Origin of the sequence: Pseudomonas sp. TCU-HL1 (assembly GCF_001708505.1) — a bacterium.
GTDB lineage: Bacteria > Pseudomonadota > Gammaproteobacteria > Pseudomonadales > Pseudomonadaceae > Metapseudomonas.
Genome location: NZ_CP015992.1, coordinates 4,284,004 through 4,308,188, shown reverse-complemented (window position 1 = coordinate 4,308,188; position 24,185 = coordinate 4,284,004). Strand labels below are relative to the sequence as shown.

Below are 24,185 nucleotides of genomic sequence, written 5' to 3'. Positions count from 1 at the left end.
ATTTCACGGTCCGCCGGGGCGATGACCCCCGGTGTCGGCGTCGCATTGCCGGCACCGTCAGGGATAGAACCTCCTGCTGAAGAGCATGAATCGCGCTAGCACCAGCGTCGCTTCAAGGTAGGCGTCATCTAATCCCCCAAATCCCGAAGTCAAGTCAAAGCGTGGAGCCCTGTCCTTGCTGCCATGGCGCGCGCCCCTGCTCAGTCGGAATTGAGGAATCAGCAAAATGGCCAACTTCAACCTGTCGGACCTGGATTTCATCCTTCAGCAGATTCTCATCGCCGAAGCCCACGCTTCCGGCCAGGACCTTCGTGACCTGCTACCCAACGTGCAGGTGCCTTTTGGCCTGCGCACCCTCGATGGCTCGTTCAATAACTTGTTTGCCGACCAGACCGCATTCGGTGCTGCGGACAACATCTTCCCGCGCTTGCTGGCCCCGGTGTTCCGCACTGCTGGCGACAATCCCTTCATTCCCGGCACCCAGCTCACCAGCTATGCGCAGACCACCGGCACGGTGTTCGACGCCCAGCCACGCATCATCAGCAACCTGATCGTCGACATGACGGCCAATAACCCGGCTGCCGTGGCCGCCGCCGCGCAGACCCCCGGTTCGGCCACCGTAACCAGCCCCGGTCTGGACGGCGTGTTCGGCACGTTCGACGACACCCCCACGCTGTTCATCCCCAACGTCGCCCCGGACGCAGGGCTGACAGCGCCGTTCAACTCCTGGATGACCTTCTTCGGGCAATTCTTCGACCACGGCCTGGACCTGGTCACCAAGGGTGGCAACGATGTCGTGTTCGTTCCGCTGCAGCCGGATGACCCGCTCTTCGTGCCGGGCAGCCCGACCAACTTCATGCTCCTGACTCGCGCCACCCAGTTCACCGGGCCTGGCGCGGACGGCATCCTGGGCACCGCCGACGACACCCAGCACGAAGCACAGAACACCACCTCGCCCTTCGTCGACCAGAACCAGACCTACAGTTCGCACCCCTCGCACCAGGTGTTCCTGCGCGCCTACGCGCTGGATGCCAACGGCGACCCGCAAGCCACTGGCCGGCTGATCACCAACCGCAACCTGGGCGTCGACGGCCGCTTCGGCACCGCCGATGACGTGGAACTTGGCGGCATGGCCACCTGGGCCGTGGTCAAGGCCCAGGCCCGCGACATTCTCGGGATCAACCTGACCGACGCCAACGTGTCCGACGTGCCGCTGCTGGCCACCGATGCCTACGGCAATTTCATCAAGGGACCGAACGGCTTCCCGCAGGTGGTGATGAAGGATGGCAGCCTGGTGGAAGGTAACCCCGCCGCGCCCATTTCCCTGGCCAACGCCGTCAGCACCGGCCACCAGTTTCTCATCGATATCGCCCATGCCGCCAACCCGCTGGACTCCCAGACCGGCGTACCGCTGGACGCCGATACCGATACCGCGCTGGGCCTGGGTGAAGCCGGCACCTACGACAATGAACTGCTCGACGCGCACTACATCGCCGGCGACGGTCGGGTTAACGAGAACATAGGTCTGACCACGGTGCACCACATCTTCCACTCCGAGCACAACCGCCTGGTGGAGCAGACCAAGGAGCTTGCGCTGGGGTCGGCCGCGGCCGGTGATGTGACGGTGCTCAACCAGTGGTTGCTGGTGCCGGTGGTGGCCGTTCCCGCCGACCTGTCGACCCTGCAATGGAACGGCGAGCGCCTGTTCCAGGCGGCCAAGTTCGGCACCGAAATGCAGTACCAGCACCTGGTGTTCGAAGAGTTCGCCCGCGCCATCCAGCCCCAGGTGGACGAGTTCCTGGCGCCGAGTGGCTACGACACCACCATCGACGCCTCGATCGTCGCCGAGTTCGCCCACACGGTTTACCGCTTCGGCCACTCGATGCTGACCGAAACCATCGACCGGCTGGACCCGAACTTCGTCAGCAGCGAGATCGGCCTGATCGCCGCCTTCCTCAACCCCCTGGCCTTCGCCGACAGCGGCGTCGACCCGGCAGCGGCGGCCGGCGCCATCGTGCGCGGGGTTACCCGCCAGGTGGGCAACGAGATCGACGAGTTCGTCACCGAAGCCCTGCGCAACAACCTGGTGGGCCTGCCGCTGGACCTGGCGGTGCTGAACCTCTCCCGTGGCCGCGATGCCGGCATCCCGTCCCTGAACGCCGCGCGTACAGAGTTCTACCGGATGACCGGCGACGAACAGCTCAAGCCCTATACGAGCTGGGTCGACATGATGGATCACCTGAAGCATCCGGAGTCGCTGATCAACTTCATCGCGGCCTACGGCACTCACGCGAGCGTCGCCGCCGCCACCACCCTGGACGCCAAGCGCGTCGCCGCCAGCCTGTTGGTGCTGGGCGGCGCGGGTGCACCCGCCGATCGCCTGGATTTCCTCAACAGCACCGGCACTTGGGCCACCCGCGAGTCGGGCCTGAACAACATCGACTTCTGGATCGGCGGCCTGGCCGAAGAGAAGATGCCCTTCGGCGGCATGCTGGGCTCGACCTTCAATTTCGTCTTCGAGACTCAGCTGGAGGCCTTGCAGAACGGCGACCGCTTCTATTACCTGTCGCGCACCGCAGGGATGAACTTCGGCACCGAGCTGGAGAACAACTCCTTCGCCAAACTGGTGATGCTCAATACCGACGTCACCCACCTGCCCAACGCAATCTTCTCGACCCCGACCTGGACCCTGGAGGTCAACCAGACCGCCCAGCACACTGGCCTGGGCGCTACCGGTCGCGACGACCCCACCGGCGGCATTGTCATCAACGGAGTGGAAGTCACCCCGCTGGTGATCCGCGATGATCCCCACACGGCCGCGATTGAAACCAATTACCTGCGCTACACCGGTGAGGACCATGTGGTGCTCGGCGGTACCGCGCTCGACGACACCATCATCTCCGGCGACGGCGACGACACGCTCTATGGCGACGGCGGCAATGACTTGCTGGAGGGTGGCTACGGCAATGACACCGTGATGGGCGGCGCCGGCGACGACATTATCTCCGACGCGGGCGGCGACAACCGCATGGAGGGTGGCGACGGCAACGATGTGATCGTAGTTGGCAACATGATGGCCGGCGGCGCCGGCAACCTGATCCTCGGCGGCAACGGCAAGGACTTCATCGCCACCGTCGAAGACATGTCAACCACCTTTGGCGGGCAGGGCGACGACTTCATCTACAGCGCCAAGACCAGCCTGCCACCCACGGGTAACGAGGGTGACGACTGGATCGAGTGGGGTACCCAGGATGGCGCACCCGGCGACAACTTCGCGCCCCTGTTGGCTGACAACGTGATCGGCCACGACGTGTTCATTGGGGGTGGCGGCTTCGACGAGATGATCGGGGAGGGTGGTGACGATATCTTCGTGGGCAGCGATGCCCAGGACAAGATGGACGGCATGTCCGGCTATGACTGGGTCACCTACAAGAACGACAACATCGGCGTCACCGTCGACCTGGCCCTGGCGGCCTTTCTCGGCATTGGTGAAGTGGGTGACCACATCGCCTTCCCGGTAGCGCAATCGCCGGCCTCGATCTTCGACCGTTTCGCTGAAGTGGAAGGCCTGTCCGGTTCGGGCTTCGCCGACATCCTGCGCGGTGACGACGTCGACCCGACCACCATCGTCGACCATGGCGGCGCCACCGGCGGTGCGCTGACCAACCTCGACCTGATCACCGGCCTGCGCGCCTTCCTCGGCGACCAGGCCCGCGTCGGTGCGGACGCCATCCTCGGTACCGCGGACGACCTGGTCGACACCTTCATCGGTGGCAACATCATCCTCGGTGGTGGCGGCAGCGACATCATGGAGGGCCGCGGTGGCAATGACCTGATCGACGGTGACCTGTGGCTGAACGTGCGCATCAGCGTGCGTGCCAATGTCGACGGCAGCGGTCCGGAGATCGCCACCTTCGACAGCATGGTCGACCTGATTCCGCGGATGCTGGATCACACCTACAACCCTGGCCAACTGGTGGCGGTGCGTGAACTGCTCAACGGCGGCACCGCCTTCGACACCGCCAACTACCAGGGCCTGGCCAGCGAGTACTCAGTGGTGGCCAACGCCGACGGCTCCTTCACGGTGACCGACTCGGTGGCGGGTCGTGACGGCATCGACCGCCTGACCAACGTCGAACGCATCCAGTTCTCCGACGCTACCCAGGTACTGGTGGCCGGTCTGAACGCCGAGCCGGTGGGGTCGCTGAGCATCGCTGACAGCAATGGCGGCACCTTGCAGGTGGGCGATTTCCTGACCGTCTCCGCAGCTGGTGTCACCGACGCCGACAATCCGGGCGCCATCACCAACGTCACCTATGTCTGGCAGGTGGAGCGCAATCCGGGAACCGGTGTGTTCGAGGACATCATTGCCGCTCCGGCGGGCGACCTGGCCTTCCAAAGCGCCAATGGGCTGCGCTATCGCATCACCCCTGACGTCGCTGGCCTGGCCATCCGTGTGAAGGGTATCTACGAGGATGCCCACGGCGTGACCGAGCAGGTGTTCTCGGCACCGACGGTAGCGGTCGATCCCTTCACCCCGCCGCCGCCCACTACGGCGGTCGATCCTGGGCCTGCGATCACTGCGAGCGGTCCTGGCGTGCAACTGGTACGTTCGGACCTGGACTTCATCCTCAACCAGATCCGCATCGCCGAGGCCCATGCCAATGGTGCCGACCTGCTGTCCCTGGTGCCCAACGTGCGCGCATCGGCCGGCCTGCGTACCGTCACCGGTGAATTCAACAACCTGCTGAACTTCTCCGGCATCGACCAGAGCCAGTTCGGCGCTGCCGACAATGCCTTCCCGCGGCTTCTACCTGCGGAGTTCACCAATGGGCAGGCTGATCCGAATTTCCCGATCACCAATACCAACTACAACTCATCCACCAGCGTGGTGGACACGGCTCCACGCACCATCAGCAACCTGATCGTCGATCAGACCAACAACAACCCGGCGGCGGTGGCCGCTGCGGCCGGTACCGATGGCTCCACCCTGGTGACCAGTCCCGGCCTGGATGGTTTGTTCGGCACCGCCGACGACCAGCAGGTGAACTTCATCCCCAACGAGATGCCGGATGCCGGGCTGACCGCGCCGTTCAACGCCTGGATGACCTTCTTCGGGCAGTTCTTCGACCATGGCCTGGATCTGGTCACCAAGGGCGGCAGTGGCGCCGTGTTTATCCCGCTGCAGCTGGATGATCCGCGCTTCGTGGCCGGCAGCCCGACCAACTTCATGGTACTGACCCGCGCCACGCAGGTGGGCGGCGTGCCAGGGCAGAACGAGAACACCACCTCGCCCTTCGTCGACCAGAACCAGACCTACAGCTCGCACCCGTCGCACCAGGTGTTTCTGCGCGAGTACATCTCCACGCCCACTGGACCCAAGGCCACCGGTGAGCTGATCACCAACCGCAACCTGGGTGCCGATGGCGAGTTCGGCACCTCCGACGATGTGGATATCGGTGGCATGGCCACCTGGGCGGTGGTAAAGGCCCAGGCCCGTGATGTCCTCGGGATCAACCTGACCGACGCCAATGTGTTCGATGTACCGCTGCTGGCCACCGATGACTATGGCAACTTCATCAAGGGGCCGAATGGCTTCCCGCAGGTGGTGTTCCCAGGCCCGGACGGGGTGGCGGGTACCGGTGACGATGTGCTGGTTGAGGGCAATCCGGCAGCCAATGGCGGACTGGGAATCAACCTGGCCGGTGCGGTTGGCACCGGGCACCAGTTCCTCATCGATATCGCCCACGCCGCCGATCCGTCGGCAGCGCCGGGCCTGGTACGGGACAACGACGGTGTGATCAACAGCCAGGCCGGAGTTCCCCAGCCGGCCGGTACCTACGACGGCGACCTTCTGGACGCCCACTACATGGCCGGTGACGGCCGGGTCAACGAGAACATCGGCCTGACCGCCGTGCATGCGATCTTCCACTCCGAGCACAACCGCCTGGTGGAACAGACCAAGACCACCGTGCTGGCCAGCAATGACGTGGCCTTCATCAACGAGTGGCTGCTGACCCCGGTCACCACCTTCCCAACCACCCCGGCCGAGATCGCGGCACTGCAATGGAACGGCGAGCGGCTGTTCCAGACCGCCAAGTTCGGTACTGAAATGCAGTACCAGCACCTGGTGTTCGAAGAGTTCGCCCGGACCATCCAGCCTAACGTCGACCCGTTCTTCGCGCCGACCCAGGTCTACGACGTCAACCTCGACCCGTCGATCGTTGCCGAGTTCGCCCACACGATTTACCGCTTCGGCCACTCGATGCTGACCGAGACGGTGGATCGCTTCGACGCCAACTTCAACCCGGTCACCGTCGACCCGCTGCACCCGACCAATGACCAGCAACTGGGCCTGATCGCCGCCTTCCTCAACCCGTTGGCCTATGCCGCCAGCGGCCTGACCCCGGAAGACGCCACTAGCGCCATCGTCCGTGGCGTGACCCGCACCGTGGGCAACCAGATCGACGAGTTCGTCACCGAGGCCCTGCGCAACAACCTGGTGGGCCTGCCGCTGGACCTGGCCGCACTGAACATCGCCCGTGGTCGCGACACGGGTGTGGCAACGCTCAACCATGCCCGCGCGCAGTTCTATGAAGCCACTGGCGACAGCAACCTGAAGCCCTACGTCAGCTGGGCCGACATGGTGATGCACCTGAAACATGCGGAGTCGTTGATCAACTTCATTGCCGCATATGGCACCCACGCGGACATCGTCGGCGCCACCACGCTGGCCGACAAGCGCGCGGCGGCTACTGCCATCGTCCTCGGCGGAGCGAGCGCGCCCGCAGACCGGCTGGACTTCCTCAACAGTACCGGCGCCTGGGCAACCCTTGAGACCGGCCTGAACCTGGTGGACTTCTGGATCGGTGGCCTGGCCGAGAAGGTCACGCCCTTTGGCGGCATGCTGGGCTCGACCTTCAACTTCGTGTTCGAGAACCAGCTGGAGAAACTCCAGGACGGTGACCGTTTCTATTACCTGGAGCGCACTGCCGGCCTGAACTTCAACGCCGAGCTGGAGGGCAACTCCTTCAGCAAGCTGATCATGGCCAACACCCATGCCACTCACTTGCCGGGTATCGTCTTCCTGACGCCGGCCTTCACCCTGGAGGTCAACCCGCTGCTGCAGCACACCGGCCTGGGCGTTAGTGGCCGCGACGACCCGCTGGGCGACAACCCGCTGCTGCCGTTGGTGGACCGCGACAACCCGGCTACCGCTGGAGCGGATACCAACTACCTGCTGTACCGCGGGCCCGACCATGTGGTGTTGGGTGGTAGCGCCAACAACGACATCCTGCGCTCCAGCGAGGGTGACGATACCCTCTACGGCGACGGCGGCAACGACCGCCTGGATGGCGGCTACGGCAACGACTTCATCAATGGTGGCGACGGCGACGACATCATCACGGACGTGGGTGGCGACGACAACATCAAGGGTGACAACGGCAACGACGTGATCCAGGGCGGCAATGGCGTCAACCTGATCCTCGGCGGCTTCGGCCAGGACTTCATCATCACCGGTGAAGACGCCAGCGAAGCCTTCGGCGGCCAAGGCAACGACTTCATCCTGGGCTCGAAGGCCAACGAGCAGGACATGGGTAACGAAGGCGACGACTGGCTGGAGGCCGGCACTTCCGACGGCGCACCCGGCGACAACTTCGACCCGGCCGGCAACGACCCGATCGCCGGCAACGACGTCTACATCGGCAGCGGCGAGAACGACAAGTTCAACGCTGAAGGTGGAGACGACATCATGGTCGGCAGCGCTGGCCAGGGTGACCGTTACATCGGTGCCTCCGGCTACGACTGGGCGACCTTCAAGAATGACGCGTTGGGAGTGACCATCGACCTCACCGACCGCTTCTTCGACCAGCCGGTGGCGCCCGGTTCCGGCGCCTCTGTGCTGACCCGCTTCGACTTCGTCGAGGGGCTTTCCGGTTCGGCCCATGGCGACGTGCTGCGCGGCGACGATGCCGATCCGACCACACTGCCCACCGCTGGTGCCAAGGGCAGCGTGCTGACCAACATCGCGCTGATTTCCGGCCTGCAGGACTTCCTCAACCAGATGCTCGGCGCCACATCGGGAGCCCCTGTCACCTTCTTCGATGGCGGCAACATCATCCTCGGTGGTAGCGGTGGCGACATCATCGAGGGCCGTGGCGGCAATGATCTGATTGACGGCGACAAATGGCTGAACGTGCGCATCAGCGTGCGCCAGAACGTCGACGGTACGGGCCCGGAAATCGCCAGCTTCAACAGCATGACCGAGATGGTGTCGAAGATGGTGAACGGCACCTACAACCCTGGGCAACTGGTGATAGTCCGGGAGATCCTGCAGGGCAGTAACGACTTCGACACCGCAGTGTTCTCCGGTTCCGCCGGCGAATACGACATATCCGCCCCCGATGCCAATGGCGTGATCACCGTCACCCATAACCTGATCGATGCCGCCGGTAACATCATTGGTATCGGCGTCGACGGCATCGATCGCCTGCACGGCATCGAAAGGTTGCAGTTTGCTGACCAGGTCTTCTCGGTCGACCAGCCCTTGCTGGCGGCCGCGACGCCCAACTCGGCTTCCGTCGGTACGCCGCGGTTCAGTGATCTCACCCCGGCCGCTGGTCAAACGCTTTCGGTGGAGCTGGGTGACCTAGTCGATCCCGACAACAGCGCCAGTGGTGGCGAGATCACCGGTCCGGTGTCCTATTACTGGCAGGTGGAAACCGCGGCGGGTTCGGGCCTGTACGTGGACATTGTCGGCGTGGCCGCCGGCGAAGTCGCCCGGACCGTCGGCACCAGCTTCCAGCCCACGGCGGACCTGGCCGGGCTGCGGCTGCGGGTGATGGCGGTCTACCAGGATGCCAAGGGTGTGCTGGAAACCGCGTTCTCGCTGCCCACCGAGCCCGTAGTGGTGGCGGGTGACAGCGCTATTAACAACCTGCCGGTGGGCGCGGTGACACTCAGCGATACCACGCCGACCGCGACCCATGCGTTGAGCGCGAACATCGCCTTCACCGATGCCGATGGCTTTGATCCGCTGTCGGTGAGCTACCAGTGGCAGGCCGACGGCATCAATATCGACGGGGCCACCAGCGCCAGCTTCACGCCCATCGCGCCGGACCACGTCGGCAAGCACCTGCGGGTGCTGGTGAGCTACACCGACGCCCTCGGCAATCCGGAGCTGGTGATTTCCGCGGCCAGCACCGTGGTCGGCAGGGTGATCACCGGCACGCCGGGCGTCGATGTCCTCGACGCCGCTGACAGCACTACGGCAGGGGCGGACGAGCTGTTCGGCCTGGCCGGCAACGACACCCTGAATGGCGGTGCGGGGCCCGACCGGATGACCGGCGGCCTCGGCAACGACACCTACATCGTCGACAACGCCGATGACGTAGCGGTCGAGCTCCTCAACGAGGGCACCGACACGGTGCGCACCAGCCTGCTGAACCACGGCCTGGGCGCCAACGTCGAGAACCTGACCTTCACCGGTACTGGTAATTTCACCGGCAGCGGCAACGGGCTGAACAACGTCCTCACTGGCGGCGCCGGCAACGATACCCTCGAAGGGGGGGCGGGCAATGACAGCCTGATCGGCGGGGCCGGCATCGATACCGCGACCTATGCCTCGGCCACCGCCGGAGTCACGGTGGATCTCGGCATCGCCACGGCGCAAGCCACCGGCGGCGCCGGTAGCGACACCCTGAGCGGCATGGAGAACCTGGTCGGCAGCGCCTTCAACGATGTCTTCAGGGGCAATGTCGGCACCAACGTGCTCACGGGCGGTGCCGGCAATGACATCCTCAGTGCCGGCGACGGCAACGACATCCTGGATGGCGGGGCCGGCAGCGACATCATGGGCGGTGGTATTGGCAACGATGTCTTCCTGGTCGATGCCGGCGACACCGTGGCCGAGGGCGTGGGAGGCGGTACCGACGAAGTGCGGACGTCGCTGCTCAACTATCAACTCCTCGCCAACTTCGAGATTCTGACCTTCATCGGCAGTGGCAACTACGTGGGCACCGGCAATGGCCTGGACAACACCCTCAGGGGCGATGTGGGCGATGACACGCTCAGCGGCCTGGGCGGCAACGACCGGCTGTTCGGGGGCAATGGCAGTGATAGCCTGATCGGTGGCGTCGGCAACGACCTGCTCGATGGCGGCACTGGTATCGACACCATGGCGGGGGGCGTCGGTAACGATATCTATGTCGTCAATCACCTCAGTGATGGGGTCACCGAGTTGGCTGGTCAGGGCGTCGACGAGGTGCGGACCGCGCTGGGTAGCTACTCGATGGCGGCCGTCGCCAACGTGGAAAACCTGACCTTCAGCGGCACCGGCAACTTTAGCGGCACCGGCAACGCCCAGGCCAACGTCCTCGCCGGCGGATCCGGCAACGACACCCTGGACGGCGGCGCCGGCAACGACACCCTGGTGGGGGGGGCGGGTAACGATACCTACCGGGTGGATACCGTGGGCGACAACACCGTCGAAGGCGTTAACCGCGGCACCGACCTGGTGATCTCGACGGCGGCCAGTTACACCCTGCTCGCCAACGTGGAGAACGGCCGGCTGGAGCGTGCCGTCGGTGGCACCCTGCAGGGTAACGTGCTGAACAACAACCTGCAGGGTGATATCGGCAACGACCTCCTCAGAGGCCTGGAGGGGAACGACATCCTCGGTGGGCTGGAGGGCAATGACCAACTCAGTGGTGGCGATGGCGACGACACCCTGCAGGGCGGCGCAGGTACCGACTCGCTCGGCGGTGGTATCGGCAACGACCGGCTGGATGGTGGGACTGGTGCCGACTTGATGAACGGCAGTCTCGGCAACGACACCTATGTGGTGGACGATGTCGCTGACACGGTGGTCGAGGGAGTGGGGGGAGGCACCGACCTGGTGCAGACCAGCCTGGCCAGCTACACCCTGAACAGCAACGTCAATCTGGAGAACCTGACCTTCATCGGTAGTGGGCCGTTCAGCGGTACGGGCAACGCCCAGGCCAACGTGATCACCGGCGGTAGCGGGGACGACAGTCTGTTCGGTGGTGCCGGCAACGACACGCTGAATGGTGGCGATGGCGCCGACACCCTGGACGGTGGACTGGGCAATGACCGCATGGTGGGTGGCAACGGCAACGACACCTACCGGGTCGACAGCGTGGCGGACGTTATCGTGGAAACTGCGACGGGTGGGCTCGACACGGTGCTGGCGACGAGCAACTACACGCTCGGCGCCAACCTGGAGAGCCTGAGCTATGTCGGCATCGGCAATGCCACGCTGATCGGCAACGACCTGGGCAACGCGCTGGTCGGCGGCGTCGGCAACGACAGCCTGAGTGGCGGAGCGGGGAATGACCGCCTGGAAGGCGGCGCCGGCAACGACAGCCTGGACGGCGGGACGGGCAACGATGTGTTCGTGTTCGGCGCGGCCGGCTTTGGCCTCGATCAGATCGCCGCAGGCTTCGATGCCGATCCGCTGAACGGCCAGGACCTGCTGGATATCTCCGGGCTGGGCATCACCGCGGCGACCTTCGTGGCCAGTGTCAGCATCGCGGCGCAGGGGGCGAACACCTTGGTGAGCATCGGCACGGACAGCATCACCCTGGTGGGGGTGGCGAGCGCTAACGTCGATCAGACCGACTTCATCCTGGCGACCTGAGGAGGCATCGCCAGCCGTCTGCGGTAAAGAAAGAAAAAAGGGGGGTGAAGCGCCTGGCGCTTCACCCCCTTTTTCATGCCTGGAAGACAGTCTTTTCCCTAGCAAGAAAGATGCCCCTGAAATGCCCGGATATCCCATTTGAGTCAGCGGTTGTATTCCGCTGATAAGTGGGAATGGCCGATGTAGCCGCTCTGGAATGCGGGTTTCAGCTTTTCGGAGAAGAGCGTGCCAGAGGCGGTGAAAGAGTGCTGCCGCATATTGAACTCGAGATCATGCCTGCTATTAGATATTTTTCCTTACAATTCAATTGTTTATATTGTTTTAACATTTAGAAACATATTTCGTCGTTTTATTGACAGTGCGTGGGGCCGGGGCTTTAGTCAGGGTGTGTACAAGCATGACTGTTTTTTGGCACGCAGTTACGTTGAGGGACGCTGCTGTGGAGACCGCCACAAGAGTGCTAGGGAGAACACCGCAATGAGCATCGCTTCAATCTTGCGTAGTGGGCCGGATGGCCCCGTGATCTGCACCTCCACCCGGGTCCGCCTCCACGGACCGCCTCTCACCTGAGCAGGGGCGCCGCCTTCGCGTGCGGTGCTGACAGGGACAAATCCATTCAGTCGGAACTGAGCCACTTCTAAGGCTTGGCGGGTTCGGCTGCGACTGCGATTTGCCCGGCTTGATCGCTTTCCATCAACGAAACGTGGAATCGCACCCGCGTGGGCGTGATTCAGCCTGACTAATTGCTGTCGGATTGAGGAACAAAACACCATGGCCAACTTCATCAAGTCTGACCTTGAATTCATTCTTCAGCAGATCCTGATCGCTGAAGCCCATGCATCGGGTCAGCGACTCAGCGACCTGCTGCCCAACTCGTTCGTCCCATTCGGCCTCCGTACACTCGACGGAACCTTCAACAACGTCGTTCCGGGACAGGAAGGGTTCGGGTCCGCCGATATCCTGTTTCCGCGCCTGCTTGACCCGTTCTTCAGGGGCGCGGGCGACAATCCATTCGTTCCCGGCACGCAACTCACCTCCTATCAGCAGTTCAGTGGAACCGTGTTCGATGCCCAGGCGCGAATGATCAGCAACCTGATCGTCGACCAGACCATCAGCAATCCGGCGGCAGTGCAGGCGTTCGTCGATGCGGGCCATGGCACCCTGGCTCCCGATGGCACGTTGCTGGATCTGGATGGTGCGCCCATCGGGCCGAATACCCCCTTGACGATTCCCAACACCACACCGGACGAGGGGTTGTCGGCGCCGTTCAACGCCTGGTTCACCTTCTTCGGCCAGTTCTTCGACCATGGCCTGGACCTGGTGACCAAGGGGGGCAGCGGCACCGTGTTCATTCCGTTGCAGCCGGATGATCCGTTGTACGTGCCCGGAGGCCAGACCAACTTCATGGTGCTGACCCGCGCCACGAATCAGCCGGGAGCGGATGGAATTCTCGGCACCAGTGACGACATCCGCGAGCACACCAACACCACATCTCCCTTTGTCGACCAGAACCAAACCTACAGCTCGCATCCGTCGCACCAGGTGTTCCTGCGGGCCTATGCGTTGAACGCGAATGGCGATCCGGTTTCGACCGGCGGGCTCATCGTGAATCGCAACCTCGGCGCGGACGGCGAGTTCGGTACCGCCGACGACGCGGTCCTCGGCGGCATGGCCACCTGGGCAGTGGTCAAGGCCCAGGCCCGTGACCTGCTGGGTATCCAACTGACCGATGCGGATGTGGTCGGCGTGCCGCTCCTGGCGACCGATGCCTATGGCAATTTCATACCCGGGCCTAACGGTTTCCCGCAGGTGGTGATGAGCGATGGAGCAGGTGGCACCTTCCTGGTCGAAGGCGACCCGACAGCCAATGGCGGTCGTGGCATCAGCCTGGTCAATGCGGTACGCACCGGCCACGCCTTCCTGGACGATATCGCGCATGTCGCCAACCCGTTCAACGCGCAGACCGGGGCGAGGCTGGATGCCGATACCGACAGCGCGCTGGGGTTGGGCGAAGCCGGCACCTATGACAACGAGTTGCTTGACGCGCACTTCATGGCGGGCGATGGCCGGGTGAACGAGAACATCGGTCTGACGTCCGTACACCACGTGTTCCACGCCGAGCACAACCGCCTGGTCGATCGTACGAAGCAGGTGGCCCTGGACGCCGCCGCCGCCGGCGACGTGGCCTTCCTCAATCAGTGGCTGGCCATTCCCGTCGTAAGTGTTCCGGCCGACACCAGCACGCTGGTCTGGAACGGCGAGCGCCTGTTCCAGGCCGCCAAGTTCGGTACCGAGATGCAGTACCAGCACCTGGTATTCGAGGAGTTCGCGCGCAAGGTCCAGCCCGCGGTCGACGCGTTCCTGGCGCCGGACGGCTTTGACGCCACCATCAATCCGGCGATAGTCGCCGAATTCGCCCATACGGTTTATCGCTTCGGTCACTCGATGCTGCTGGAGACGGTGGACCGCCTTGACCCCAGCTTCGCCTCCAGCGAACTGGGCCTGATCGAGGCCTTCCTCAACCCGCTTGCGTTCGCCAGCAGCGGGCCGACCCCGGAAGAAGCGGCTGGTGCCATCGTGCGCGGGGTGACCCGCCAGCAAGGCAACGAAATCGATGAATTCGTCACCGGCGCCTTGCGCAACAATCTGCTCGGTTTGCCGTTGGACCTCGCTACCATCAACCTGACGCGGGGGCGTGACGCAGGGATTCCCTCGCTGAATGCGGCGCGCAGCGAGTTCTACGAAATGACCAGCGATAGCCAGCTCAAACCGTACGTGAGCTGGGTGGACTTCATGGGCAACCTGAAGCACGCGGAATCTCTGGTGAACTTTATTGCCGCCTATGGCACCCACGCCAGCATCACCGGCGCGACAACCCTCGCCGCCAAACGGGCGGCCGCGGCCGCCCTGGTCCTGGGCGGCACCGGTGCGCCGGCGGATCGGCTCGACTTCCTCAGCAGCACCGGTACCTGGGCCACCCGGGAGTCCGGCCTGAACAATGTCGACCTCTGGGTCGGCGGCCTGGCCGAGAAGCAGATGCCTTTTGGTGGCCTGCTTGGCTCGACCTTCAACTTCGTCTTCGAGACCCAGATGGAGGCCCTGCAGAATGGCGACCGCTTCTACTACCTGGCGCGCCTGGCCGGTCTCAACTTCCTCACCGAGATGGAGAACAACTCATTCGCCAAGCTGGTGATGCTTAACACCGATGCCACGCACCTGCCGGCGGATGTCTTCTCGACCCCCGCGTTCACCCTGGAGGTCACCCAGGCCCTGCAACATACCGGCCTGGGCGTTGACGGGCGTGCCGATCCGGAGGGGGGCGGCATCCTGACTCCCCTGGTGCTCCGTGACGACCCTGGAACCGCCGGGCCTGATGCCAACTACCTGCGCTACACCGGCGTAGACCATGTGGTATTGGGCGGCACCGCGGACAACGACACCATCATCTCCAGCATCGGCGACGACACCCTCTGGGGCGATGGCGGCGATGACCGGCTGGAGGGCGGCGATGGCGTCGACAACATCGAAGGCGGCGACGGCAACGACATCATCACCGACCTGGGCGGGGACGACGTCCTCAAGGGCAATGCCGGGGACGATGTGATTTCCGGCGGCAACGGCTTCAACCTGATCCTGGGCGGGGATGGCAGCGACTTCATCATCACCGGCGAAGACGTTTCCGAAACCTTCGGCGGCCAGGGCAACGACTTCATCCTCGGCGCTCAGATGAACCTGCCGACCTTCGGCAACGAGGGTGACGACTGGATCGAGATCGGCACCTCGGACGGTGCCGGCGGTGACAACTTCGATCCGCAGGAAGCCGGCACGGTGATCGGCCACGACGTCTTCATCACCGGCGGCGGATTTGACGAGGTGGATGGCGAGGGCGGCGACGACATCATGGTCATGTCCGATGCCGAGGATCACTTCAACGGCGGCGGTGGCTTCGACTGGGCGAACTACAAGAACGACCAGTTGGGGGTTGCCGTTGACCTGAACGTCAACGACTTCATCGAGCCTCCGGTCGCACCCTCCAACCAGGGCATCCTAGACCGGTTCGCCCAGGTGGAAGGCCTGTCGGGATCGGCGCAGGGCGACATCCTGCGTGGTGACGATGCCGACGCGGCGGAGATCAATGTCGAGGGTCCGCAGAACAGCGCCCTGAATGCCGTCGGCATTGGCCTGGTTGCCAATCTTCAGGACTTCCTCAATCAGATGCTGGGCACGGCTGCAGTACCGGTGGTGACGTCGTTTGGCGAGGGCAACATCCTCCTTGGCGGCGGTGGCAGCGACATCATCGAGGGTCGTGGCGGCAACGACCTGATCGACGGCGACCGTTGGTTGAACGTGCGGATCGCAGTGACTGGCCATCCGACCATCACTTCGGTCGACAGCATGACCGAGCTGGTGCCCTATATGCTCTCGGGCGAAATCACGCCCAGCCAGTTGAGTATTGCTCGGGAAATCCTCACGGCGGCTGACGGTTTCGATACGGCGATGTTCTCCGATTTCCGCGCCAATTACCTCATTGAGACAGCCGCGAATAGCGTCACCACTGTCACCCACATCACGCGTGATGCCAATGGGGTCATCATTCTTGACGGGCTTGGGAACCCCGTTCTTGGTGCCGACGGTATCGACCGGGTGGTCAATGTCGAGCGCTTGCAGTTCGCGCCCAACCCGCTGAGTGCCGTGCCCGAAGAGCAGACAGGCGTGGTCATCCTTGACAACGTTCCTGCCAACAGTGGCCCGGTAGGCACCTTGACCATTACTGCGTCCGCTCCCGGCGTGCTGGTCGCATCGGCCGCAGGGATCACCGATGGCGACAATGTCAGCCCTACCAACGCCCTTGGCACCCTCACCGGTCCGGTCAGCTTCTACTGGCAGGTGGAGACCGCCCCCAATTCGGGCGTTTTCCAGGACATCGTCGGCATCGACGGTGCCCGCCCAGCACTGATTCATGGCAACAGCTTCCGGGTCACGCCGGATCTTGATGGCCTGGTCCTGCGGGTCCGGGGGGTCTACCAGGACCAGAATGGTGTACTGGAGACCGTGTTCTCCGCGCCCACCGGTCCGGTGGTAGCCGCGCCAGCCCCAACCACGCCCGTGGTACCGACCGAGTCGGCAACCACCAGCGAAGGCATCCATCTGATTCGTGGCGACCTGCAGTTCATCCTCGACCAGATCCTGATCTCGGAAGCGCATTCCGGCGCCTATGGCGCGCCCTCGCAGGAGCTGCTGTCGCTGATTCCGAACTCGCGGCTGCCATTTGGTATGCGGACGGTCGATGGGACCTTCAACAACCTGGTTCCGGGTCAGACCAACTTCGGAGCGGCCGACCAGCCCTTCCCGAACCTGGTACCGCCGGTGTTTCGCAATGAGGGCGACGAAGGCGCCGGCTTCAATGGCGTCACCAATACCGACTACGCCACCGCCGGGAATGTGGTGGACTCCGATCCACGAACCATCTCCAACCTGATCGTCGACCAGACCATCACCAACCCTGCGGCGGTGCAGGCCTTCCTTGATGCGGGGCTGGGTACCCAGGTGCTGGACCCGGTCACTGGCCTGCCGGCCGTGAATGCCGATGGCACGCCGATCATCCTCGACCTCAATGGTGTCGTGATTCCACGCGGCCAGACCCTGGGCAACCCCAACACCACCCCGGACGAAGGCTTGTCGGCGCCATTCAACGCCTGGTTCACCTTCTTCGGCCAGTTCTTCGACCACGGTCTTGACCTGGTGGCAAAGGGTGGGAACGGCACGGTCTTCGTTCCGCTGCAGGCGGACGATCCGCTGATCACCCACGGTGCCGATGGCATCGCCAACACGGGCGACGAGCTGACCAACCCGGCCCAGCAGTTCATGCTGCTGACCCGTGCCACTCCGACTGGCACTAACCAGACCACACCCTTCGTCGACCAGAACCAGACCTACACCTCGAACCCGTCGCACCAGGTATTCCTGCGGGCCTATGAGCTGAACGCCGCCGGCAAGCCGGTGGCCACTGGCGAACTGATCACCAATCGGGACCTGGGGATCGATGGCAAGTTCGGCACAACGGACGACGTGGAGCTTGGCGGCATGGCCACCTGGGCCGTGGTCAAGGCCCAGGCGCGCGATCTGCTGGGTATCGAGCTCAGCGACTATGACGCCGTGAATGTGCCCGTGGTGCGTGTCGATGCCTACGGGAAGTTCGTCCCGGGGCCGACTGGCTTTGCCCAACTCGTGGTCGGCCTCGGCCCGGATGGAATTGCCCAGACGGAGGATGACCTGCTCGTGGAAGGCAACCCGGCCGCGCCCATCAGCCCGCTGGATGTCGGCGCGCTGCGCACCGGTCATATGTTCCTCGCCGACATCGCCCACAGCGCCAACCCGTTCAGCGCCTTCGGTGCCCCGCTCACGGCGGATGCCGATGACCAGGCCGGTGTCGATGACGGCATTGCTGGCACCTACGATGACGAACTGCTGGGCGAGCACTTCATGGCCGGTGACGGCCGGGTCAACGAGAACATCGCCCTGACCGCCGTTCACCATGTGTTCCATGCTGAGCACAATCGCCTGGTCGAGCACATCAAGGACGTCGTGCTGGCCAGCAACGATCCGAACTTCATCGCTCAATGGCAGCTGCCTGACGGCTCGTGGAACGGCGAGCGCCTGTTCCAGGCGGCGCGTTTCGGTACCGAGATGCAATACCAGCACCTGGTGTTCGAGGAGTTCGCCCGCAAGGTCCAGCCTCAGGTGGATGTGTTCCTGGGCGAAGGGCAGGGCTACGACACGACCATCGACCCGGCGATCGTCGCCGAGTTCGCCCATGCCGTGTATCGCTTCGGCCACTCGATGCTGGTGGAAACCGTCGACCGACTCGACCCCAACTTCGCCTCCAGTGAAATGGGCCTGGTGGCGAGCTTCCTCAACCCGCTGGCGTTCGACCAGCTCGGAGGCACGACCGTCTCGGCCGAGCAGGCCGCCGGTGCCATCGTGCGCGGGGTGACCCGCCAGCAGGGCAACGAGATCGACGAGTTCGTCACCGAGGCGCTGCGCAACAACCTGCTGGGCCTGCCGCTCGACTTGGCTGCCATCAACATCACCCGGGGCCGTGACACCGGGGTGCCGACCCTCAATGCGGCGCGCCAGCAGTTCTACAACGCCACCGGCGACACCCAGCTCAAGCCGTACTCGAGCTGGGTGGATTTCGCGATGAACCTGAAGCACGAGTCGTCGATCATCAACTTCATCGCGGCCTACGGTACTCACGCGACCATTACCGCCGCGACAACGCTGGCCGACAAGCGCCTTGCGGCCATGGAACTGGTCTTCGGCACCGACCAGGATGGCGACGGGCTGGTGGCTGCCGACCGGCTCGACTTCCTGAACGGCCCTGCGGCTACCACGGGCGTCAATGACATCGACCTCTGGGTTGGTGGACTTGCTGAAAGGCAGATGCCCTTTGGCGGTCTGCTCGGTTCCACCTTCAACTTCGTGTTCGAGAACCAGATGGAGAAGCTGCAGAACGGCGACCGCTTCTACTATCTGGAGCGTACGGCGGGCCTGAACTTCCTGACGGAACTGGAGAACAACTCGTTCGCCAAGCTGATCATGGCCAACACCGATGCCACTCACCTGCCGGGTGATGTGTTCTCGACTCCGGCCTTCACCCTCGAGGTGGATCAGAGCAAGCAGTTCACCGGCCTGAACGAGGCTGGCGCGGATGGCTTGCAGGGAACCGCCGATGATGTGCTCGGCATCGATGGCAGGGCCAACAATTCCGACCCGCTAGGCGGCAGTGCGCTGCTTCCGCTGGTGATCCGCAACAACCCGGCAACCCCGGGGGCCGATACCAACTACCTGCGCTACACCGGAGAGGACCATGTGGTCCTGGGGGGGACTGCCGGCAACGACATTCTCATTTCCAGCATTGGCGACGACACCCTCCATGGTGATGCTGGCAATGACAGGCTAGAGGGTGGCGATGGCGTCGACATGATCTTCGGTGGTGCCGGTGACGACATCATCACCGACAAGGGCGGTGACGATAACCTCCAGGGGGGGGACGGCAACGATGCCATCCATGGCGGCAATGGCATCGACCTGATAATCGGCGGCTTCGGCAATGACTTCATCGTCAATAGCGCGGATGAGGCGGAGAGCTTCGGCGGTACAGGCAACGACTTCATCCGGGGTTCCCGGGCGGCCGAGATGGTGTTCGGCAACGAAGGTGATGACTGGATCGAGGCCGGCATGGCCGACGGCAGTGCTGGAGAGAACTTCGACGTTCGTGGCCTGGACTCGATCGTGGGCAACGACGTGTTCCTCGGCGAAGGCACCATCGACCGGATGCTGGGCGAGGGTGGCGATGACATCATGCTCGGCAATGGCGGCCCGGTGGATCGTTACATCGGCGCCTCGGGCTTCGACTGGGCCGTGTTCAAGAACGACAACGGGGCAAACGTCGACCTGAACCTGCGGGCCTTCAATGAAGTGCCGATACCGCCGTCCACCGCATCGACCCTGGCCCGGTTCGAGTCGGTGGAAGGGGTTTCCGGCTCTGCACTCAGCGACGTCCTGAAGGGCGATGATGCCAACGCAGCGATCATCGCCAACTCGGGCGCCACTGGCAGCACGCTGACCAACATCGGCCTGATCGATGGTCTCCAGGAATTCCTCGGCGTCGGGGTGACCTCCTTCAATGCTGGCAACATCATTCTCGGCGGCGACGGCAGCGACATCATCGAAGGGCGTGGTGGCGATGACCTGATCGATGGCGACAAGTGGCTGAACGTGCGCATAAGCGTCCGCGATCCCGGCAATCCGAACGTCGAGATCGCCAGCGCCGACAGCATGAACGGTGTACTGAAGAACAAATCCGGGGCCCTGGCGAGCACCCCGGCGACATTGACGCTGCAGGACGCCGTGTTCGCCGGCACCATCAACCCCGGGCAGCTCACCATCGTTCGCGAGATCCTCGACGGCAGCAACGCGTTCAACTTCGACACGGCCGTGTTCTCGGGCAGCTTCTTCGAGTACACCATCGAGACCGGTGCCAATGGCGTGACTACCGTCACCCATAACCTGCTGGATGCCGCGACCGGCGACATCATCGGTGTCGGTATCGACGGTATCGACCGGCTGACGGGCATCGAGCGGCTGCAGTTCTCCGACCTGGTGGTCGACCTGACCGGTCCGCTGTCCGCACTCAACAGTGGTCCTGTGGGGGCGCCGAGGCTCAGTGATACCACCCCGGCGGTCGGACAGGTCCTGAGCGTTTCGCTCGCCGACCTCATCGACCCCGACAATACCAACACCGGTGGCGCCATTCCCGGCAACGTCCAGTTCGTCTGGCAATTTGAATCGATTGCCGATTCGGGCGTGTTCGAGGACATCATCATCGCCACCGGGCTAGGTGACGAGACGGCCACAGGACCCAACTTCACGGTGACGGCTGATCTTGACGGACTGAGGATCCGGGTCAAGTCCGTCTACCAGGACCAGCGTGGCGTGCCGGAAACCGTGTTCTCGGAACCCTCCGTGGTGGTGGCGGCCAACGCCAACAACAACCTGCCGGTGGGCGCGGTGACACTCAGCGATACCACGCCGACCGCGACCCATGCGTTGAGCGCGAACATCGCCTTCACCGATGCCGATGGCTTTGATCCGCTGTCGGTGAGCTACCAGTGGCAGGCCGACGGCATCAATATCGACGGGGCCACCAGCGCCAGCTTCACGCCCATCGCGCCGGACCACGTCGGCAAGCACCTGCGGGTGCTGGTGAGCTACACCGACGCCCTCGGCAATCCGGAGCTGGTGATTTCCGCGGCCAGCACCGTGGTCGGCAGGGTGATCACCGGCACGCCGGGCGTCGATGTCCTCGACGCCGCTGACAGCACTACGGCAGGGGCGGACGAGCTGTTCGGCCTGGCCGGCAACGACACCCTGAATGGCGGTGCGGGGCCCGACCGGATGACCGGCGGCCTCGGCAACGACACCTACATCGTCGACAACGCCGATGACGTAGCGGTCGAGCTCCTCAACGAGGGCACCGACACGGTGCGCACCAGCCTGCTGAACCACGGCCTGGGCGCCAACGTCGAGAACCTGACCTTCACCGGTACTGGTAATTTCACCGGCAGCGGCAACGGGCTGAACAACGTCCTCACTGGCGGCGCCGGCAACGATACCCTCGAAGGGGGGGCGGGCAATGACAGCCTGATCGGCGGGGCCGGCATCGATACCGCGACCTATGCCTCGGCCACCGCCGGAGTCACGGTGGATCTCGGCATCGCCACGGCGCAAGCCACCGGCGGCGCCGGTAGCGACACCCTGAGCGGCATGGAGAACCTGGTCGGCAGCGCCTTCAACGATGTCTTCAGGGGCAATGTCGGCACCAACGTGCTCACGGGCGGTGCCGGCAATGACATCCTCAGTGCCGGCGACGGCAACGACATCCTGGATGGCGGGGCCGGCAGCGACATCATGGGCGGTGGTATTGGCAACGATGTCTTCCTGGTCGATGCCGGCGACACCGTGGCCGAGGGCGTGGGAGGCGGTACCGACGAAGTGCGGACGTCGCTGCTCAACTATCAACTCCTCGCCAACTTCGAGATTCTGACCTTCATCGGCAGTGGCAACTACGTGGGCACCGGCAATGGCCTGGACAACACCCTCAGGGGCGATGTGGGCGATGACACGCTCAGCGGCCTGGGCGGCAACGACCGGCTGTTCGGGGGCAATGGCAGTGATAGCCTGATCGGTGGCGTCGGCAACGACCTGCTCGATGGCGGCACTGGTATCGACACCATGGCGGGGGGCGTCGGTAACGATATCTATGTCGTCAATCACCTCAGTGATGGGGTCACCGAGTTGGCTGGTCAGGGCGTCGACGAGGTGCGGACCGCGCTGGGTAGCTACTCGATGGCGGCCGTCGCCAACGTGGAAAACCTGACCTTCAGCGGCACCGGCAACTTTAGCGGCACCGGCAACGCCCAGGCCAACGTCCTCGCCGGCGGATCCGGCAACGACACCCTGGACGGCGGCGCCGGCAACGACACCCTGGTGGGGGGGGCGGGTAACGATACCTACCGGGTGGATACCGTGGGCGACAACACCGTCGAAGGCGTTAACCGCGGCACCGACCTGGTGATCTCGACGGCGGCCAGTTACACCCTGCTCGCCAACGTGGAGAACGGCCGGCTGGAGCGTGCCGTCGGTGGCACCCTGCAGGGTAACGTGCTGAACAACAACCTGCAGGGTGATATCGGCAACGACCTCCTCAGAGGCCTGGAGGGGAACGACATCCTCGGTGGGCTGGAGGGCAATGACCAACTCAGTGGTGGCGATGGCGACGACACCCTGCAGGGCGGCGCAGGTACCGACTCGCTCGGCGGTGGTATCGGCAACGACCGGCTGGATGGTGGGACTGGTGCCGACTTGATGAACGGCAGTCTCGGCAACGACACCTATGTGGTGGACGATGTCGCTGACACGGTGGTCGAGGGAGTGGGGGGAGGCACCGACCTGGTGCAGACCAGCCTGGCCAGCTACACCCTGAACAGCAACGTCAATCTGGAGAACCTGACCTTCATCGGTAGTGGGCCGTTCAGCGGTACGGGCAACGCCCAGGCCAACGTGATCACCGGCGGTAGCGGGGACGACAGTCTGTTCGGTGGTGCCGGCAACGACACGCTGAATGGTGGCGATGGCGCCGACACCCTGGACGGTGGACTGGGCAATGACCGCATGGTGGGTGGCAACGGCAACGACACCTACCGGGTCGACAGCGTGGCGGACGTTATCGTGGAAACTGCGACGGGTGGGCTCGACACGGTGCTGGCGACGAGCAACTACACGCTCGGCGCCAACCTGGAGAGCCTGAGCTATGTCGGCATCGGCAATGCCACGCTGATCGGCAACGACCTGGGCAACGCGCTGGTCGGCGGCGTCGGCAACGACAGCCTGAGTGGCGGAGCGGGGAATGACCGCCTGGAAGGCGGCGCCGGCAACGACAGCCTGGACGGCGGGACGGGCAACGATGTGTTCGTGTTCGGCGCGGCCGGCTTTGGCCTCGATCAGATCGCCGCAGGCTTCGATGCCGATCCGCTGAACGGCCAGGACCTGCTGGATATCTCCGGGCTGGGCATCACCGCGGCGACCTTCGTGGCCAGTGTCAGCATCGCGGCGCAGGGGGCGAACACCTTGGTGAGCATCGGCACGGACAGCATCACCCTGGTGGGGGTGGCGAGCGCTAACGTCGATCAGACCGACTTCATCCTGGCGACCTGAGGAGGCATCGCCAGCCGTCTGCGGTAAAGAAAGAAAAAAGGGGGTGAAGCGCCTGGCGCTTCACCCCCTTTTCTATGACTGGAAAAATCGTCCTGGTGCCTGCTTGATATTCCGAACGCCCGGTGCGTATTTTGTACAAGCCGCCATCCAGAGCGGCTGTCGTGCACAAGGACAGCAACCATGACGACCAAAGTCCGCAGCCCGCTCGCCGAGCGTCTGGCTGGCGTTGAAGAGATCGAGTGTGTTA

General features: G+C 64.0%; 3 protein-coding genes. 2 read left to right on the top strand and 1 reads right to left on the bottom strand.

Annotated features, from left to right (window positions below; genetic code table 11):
* Positions 1-226: 226 nt before the first annotated feature.
* A complete protein-coding gene (locus THL1_RS19885) occupies positions 227-11,659 on the top strand; it encodes a peroxidase family protein (RefSeq protein WP_083245951.1) in 11,433 nt (3,810 codons plus the stop codon).
* Positions 11,660-12,352: 693 nt separating this feature from the next.
* On the opposite strand, the gene THL1_RS31210 is transcribed toward THL1_RS19885, so the two are convergent.
* Complete coding sequence (locus THL1_RS31210) at positions 12,353-12,814, bottom strand: hypothetical protein (RefSeq protein ID WP_335720848.1); 462 nt, start codon at positions 12,812-12,814, stop codon at positions 12,353-12,355.
* Here THL1_RS31210 and THL1_RS19880 point away from each other — a divergent pair.
* Positions 12,740-23,938, top strand: a complete 11,199-nt coding sequence (locus THL1_RS19880; RefSeq protein ID WP_335720847.1) for a peroxidase family protein — start codon at positions 12,740-12,742, stop codon at positions 23,936-23,938. The two genes, THL1_RS31210 and THL1_RS19880, sit on opposite strands and share 75 nt — an antisense overlap.
* Positions 23,939-24,185: the final 247 nt, after the last annotated feature.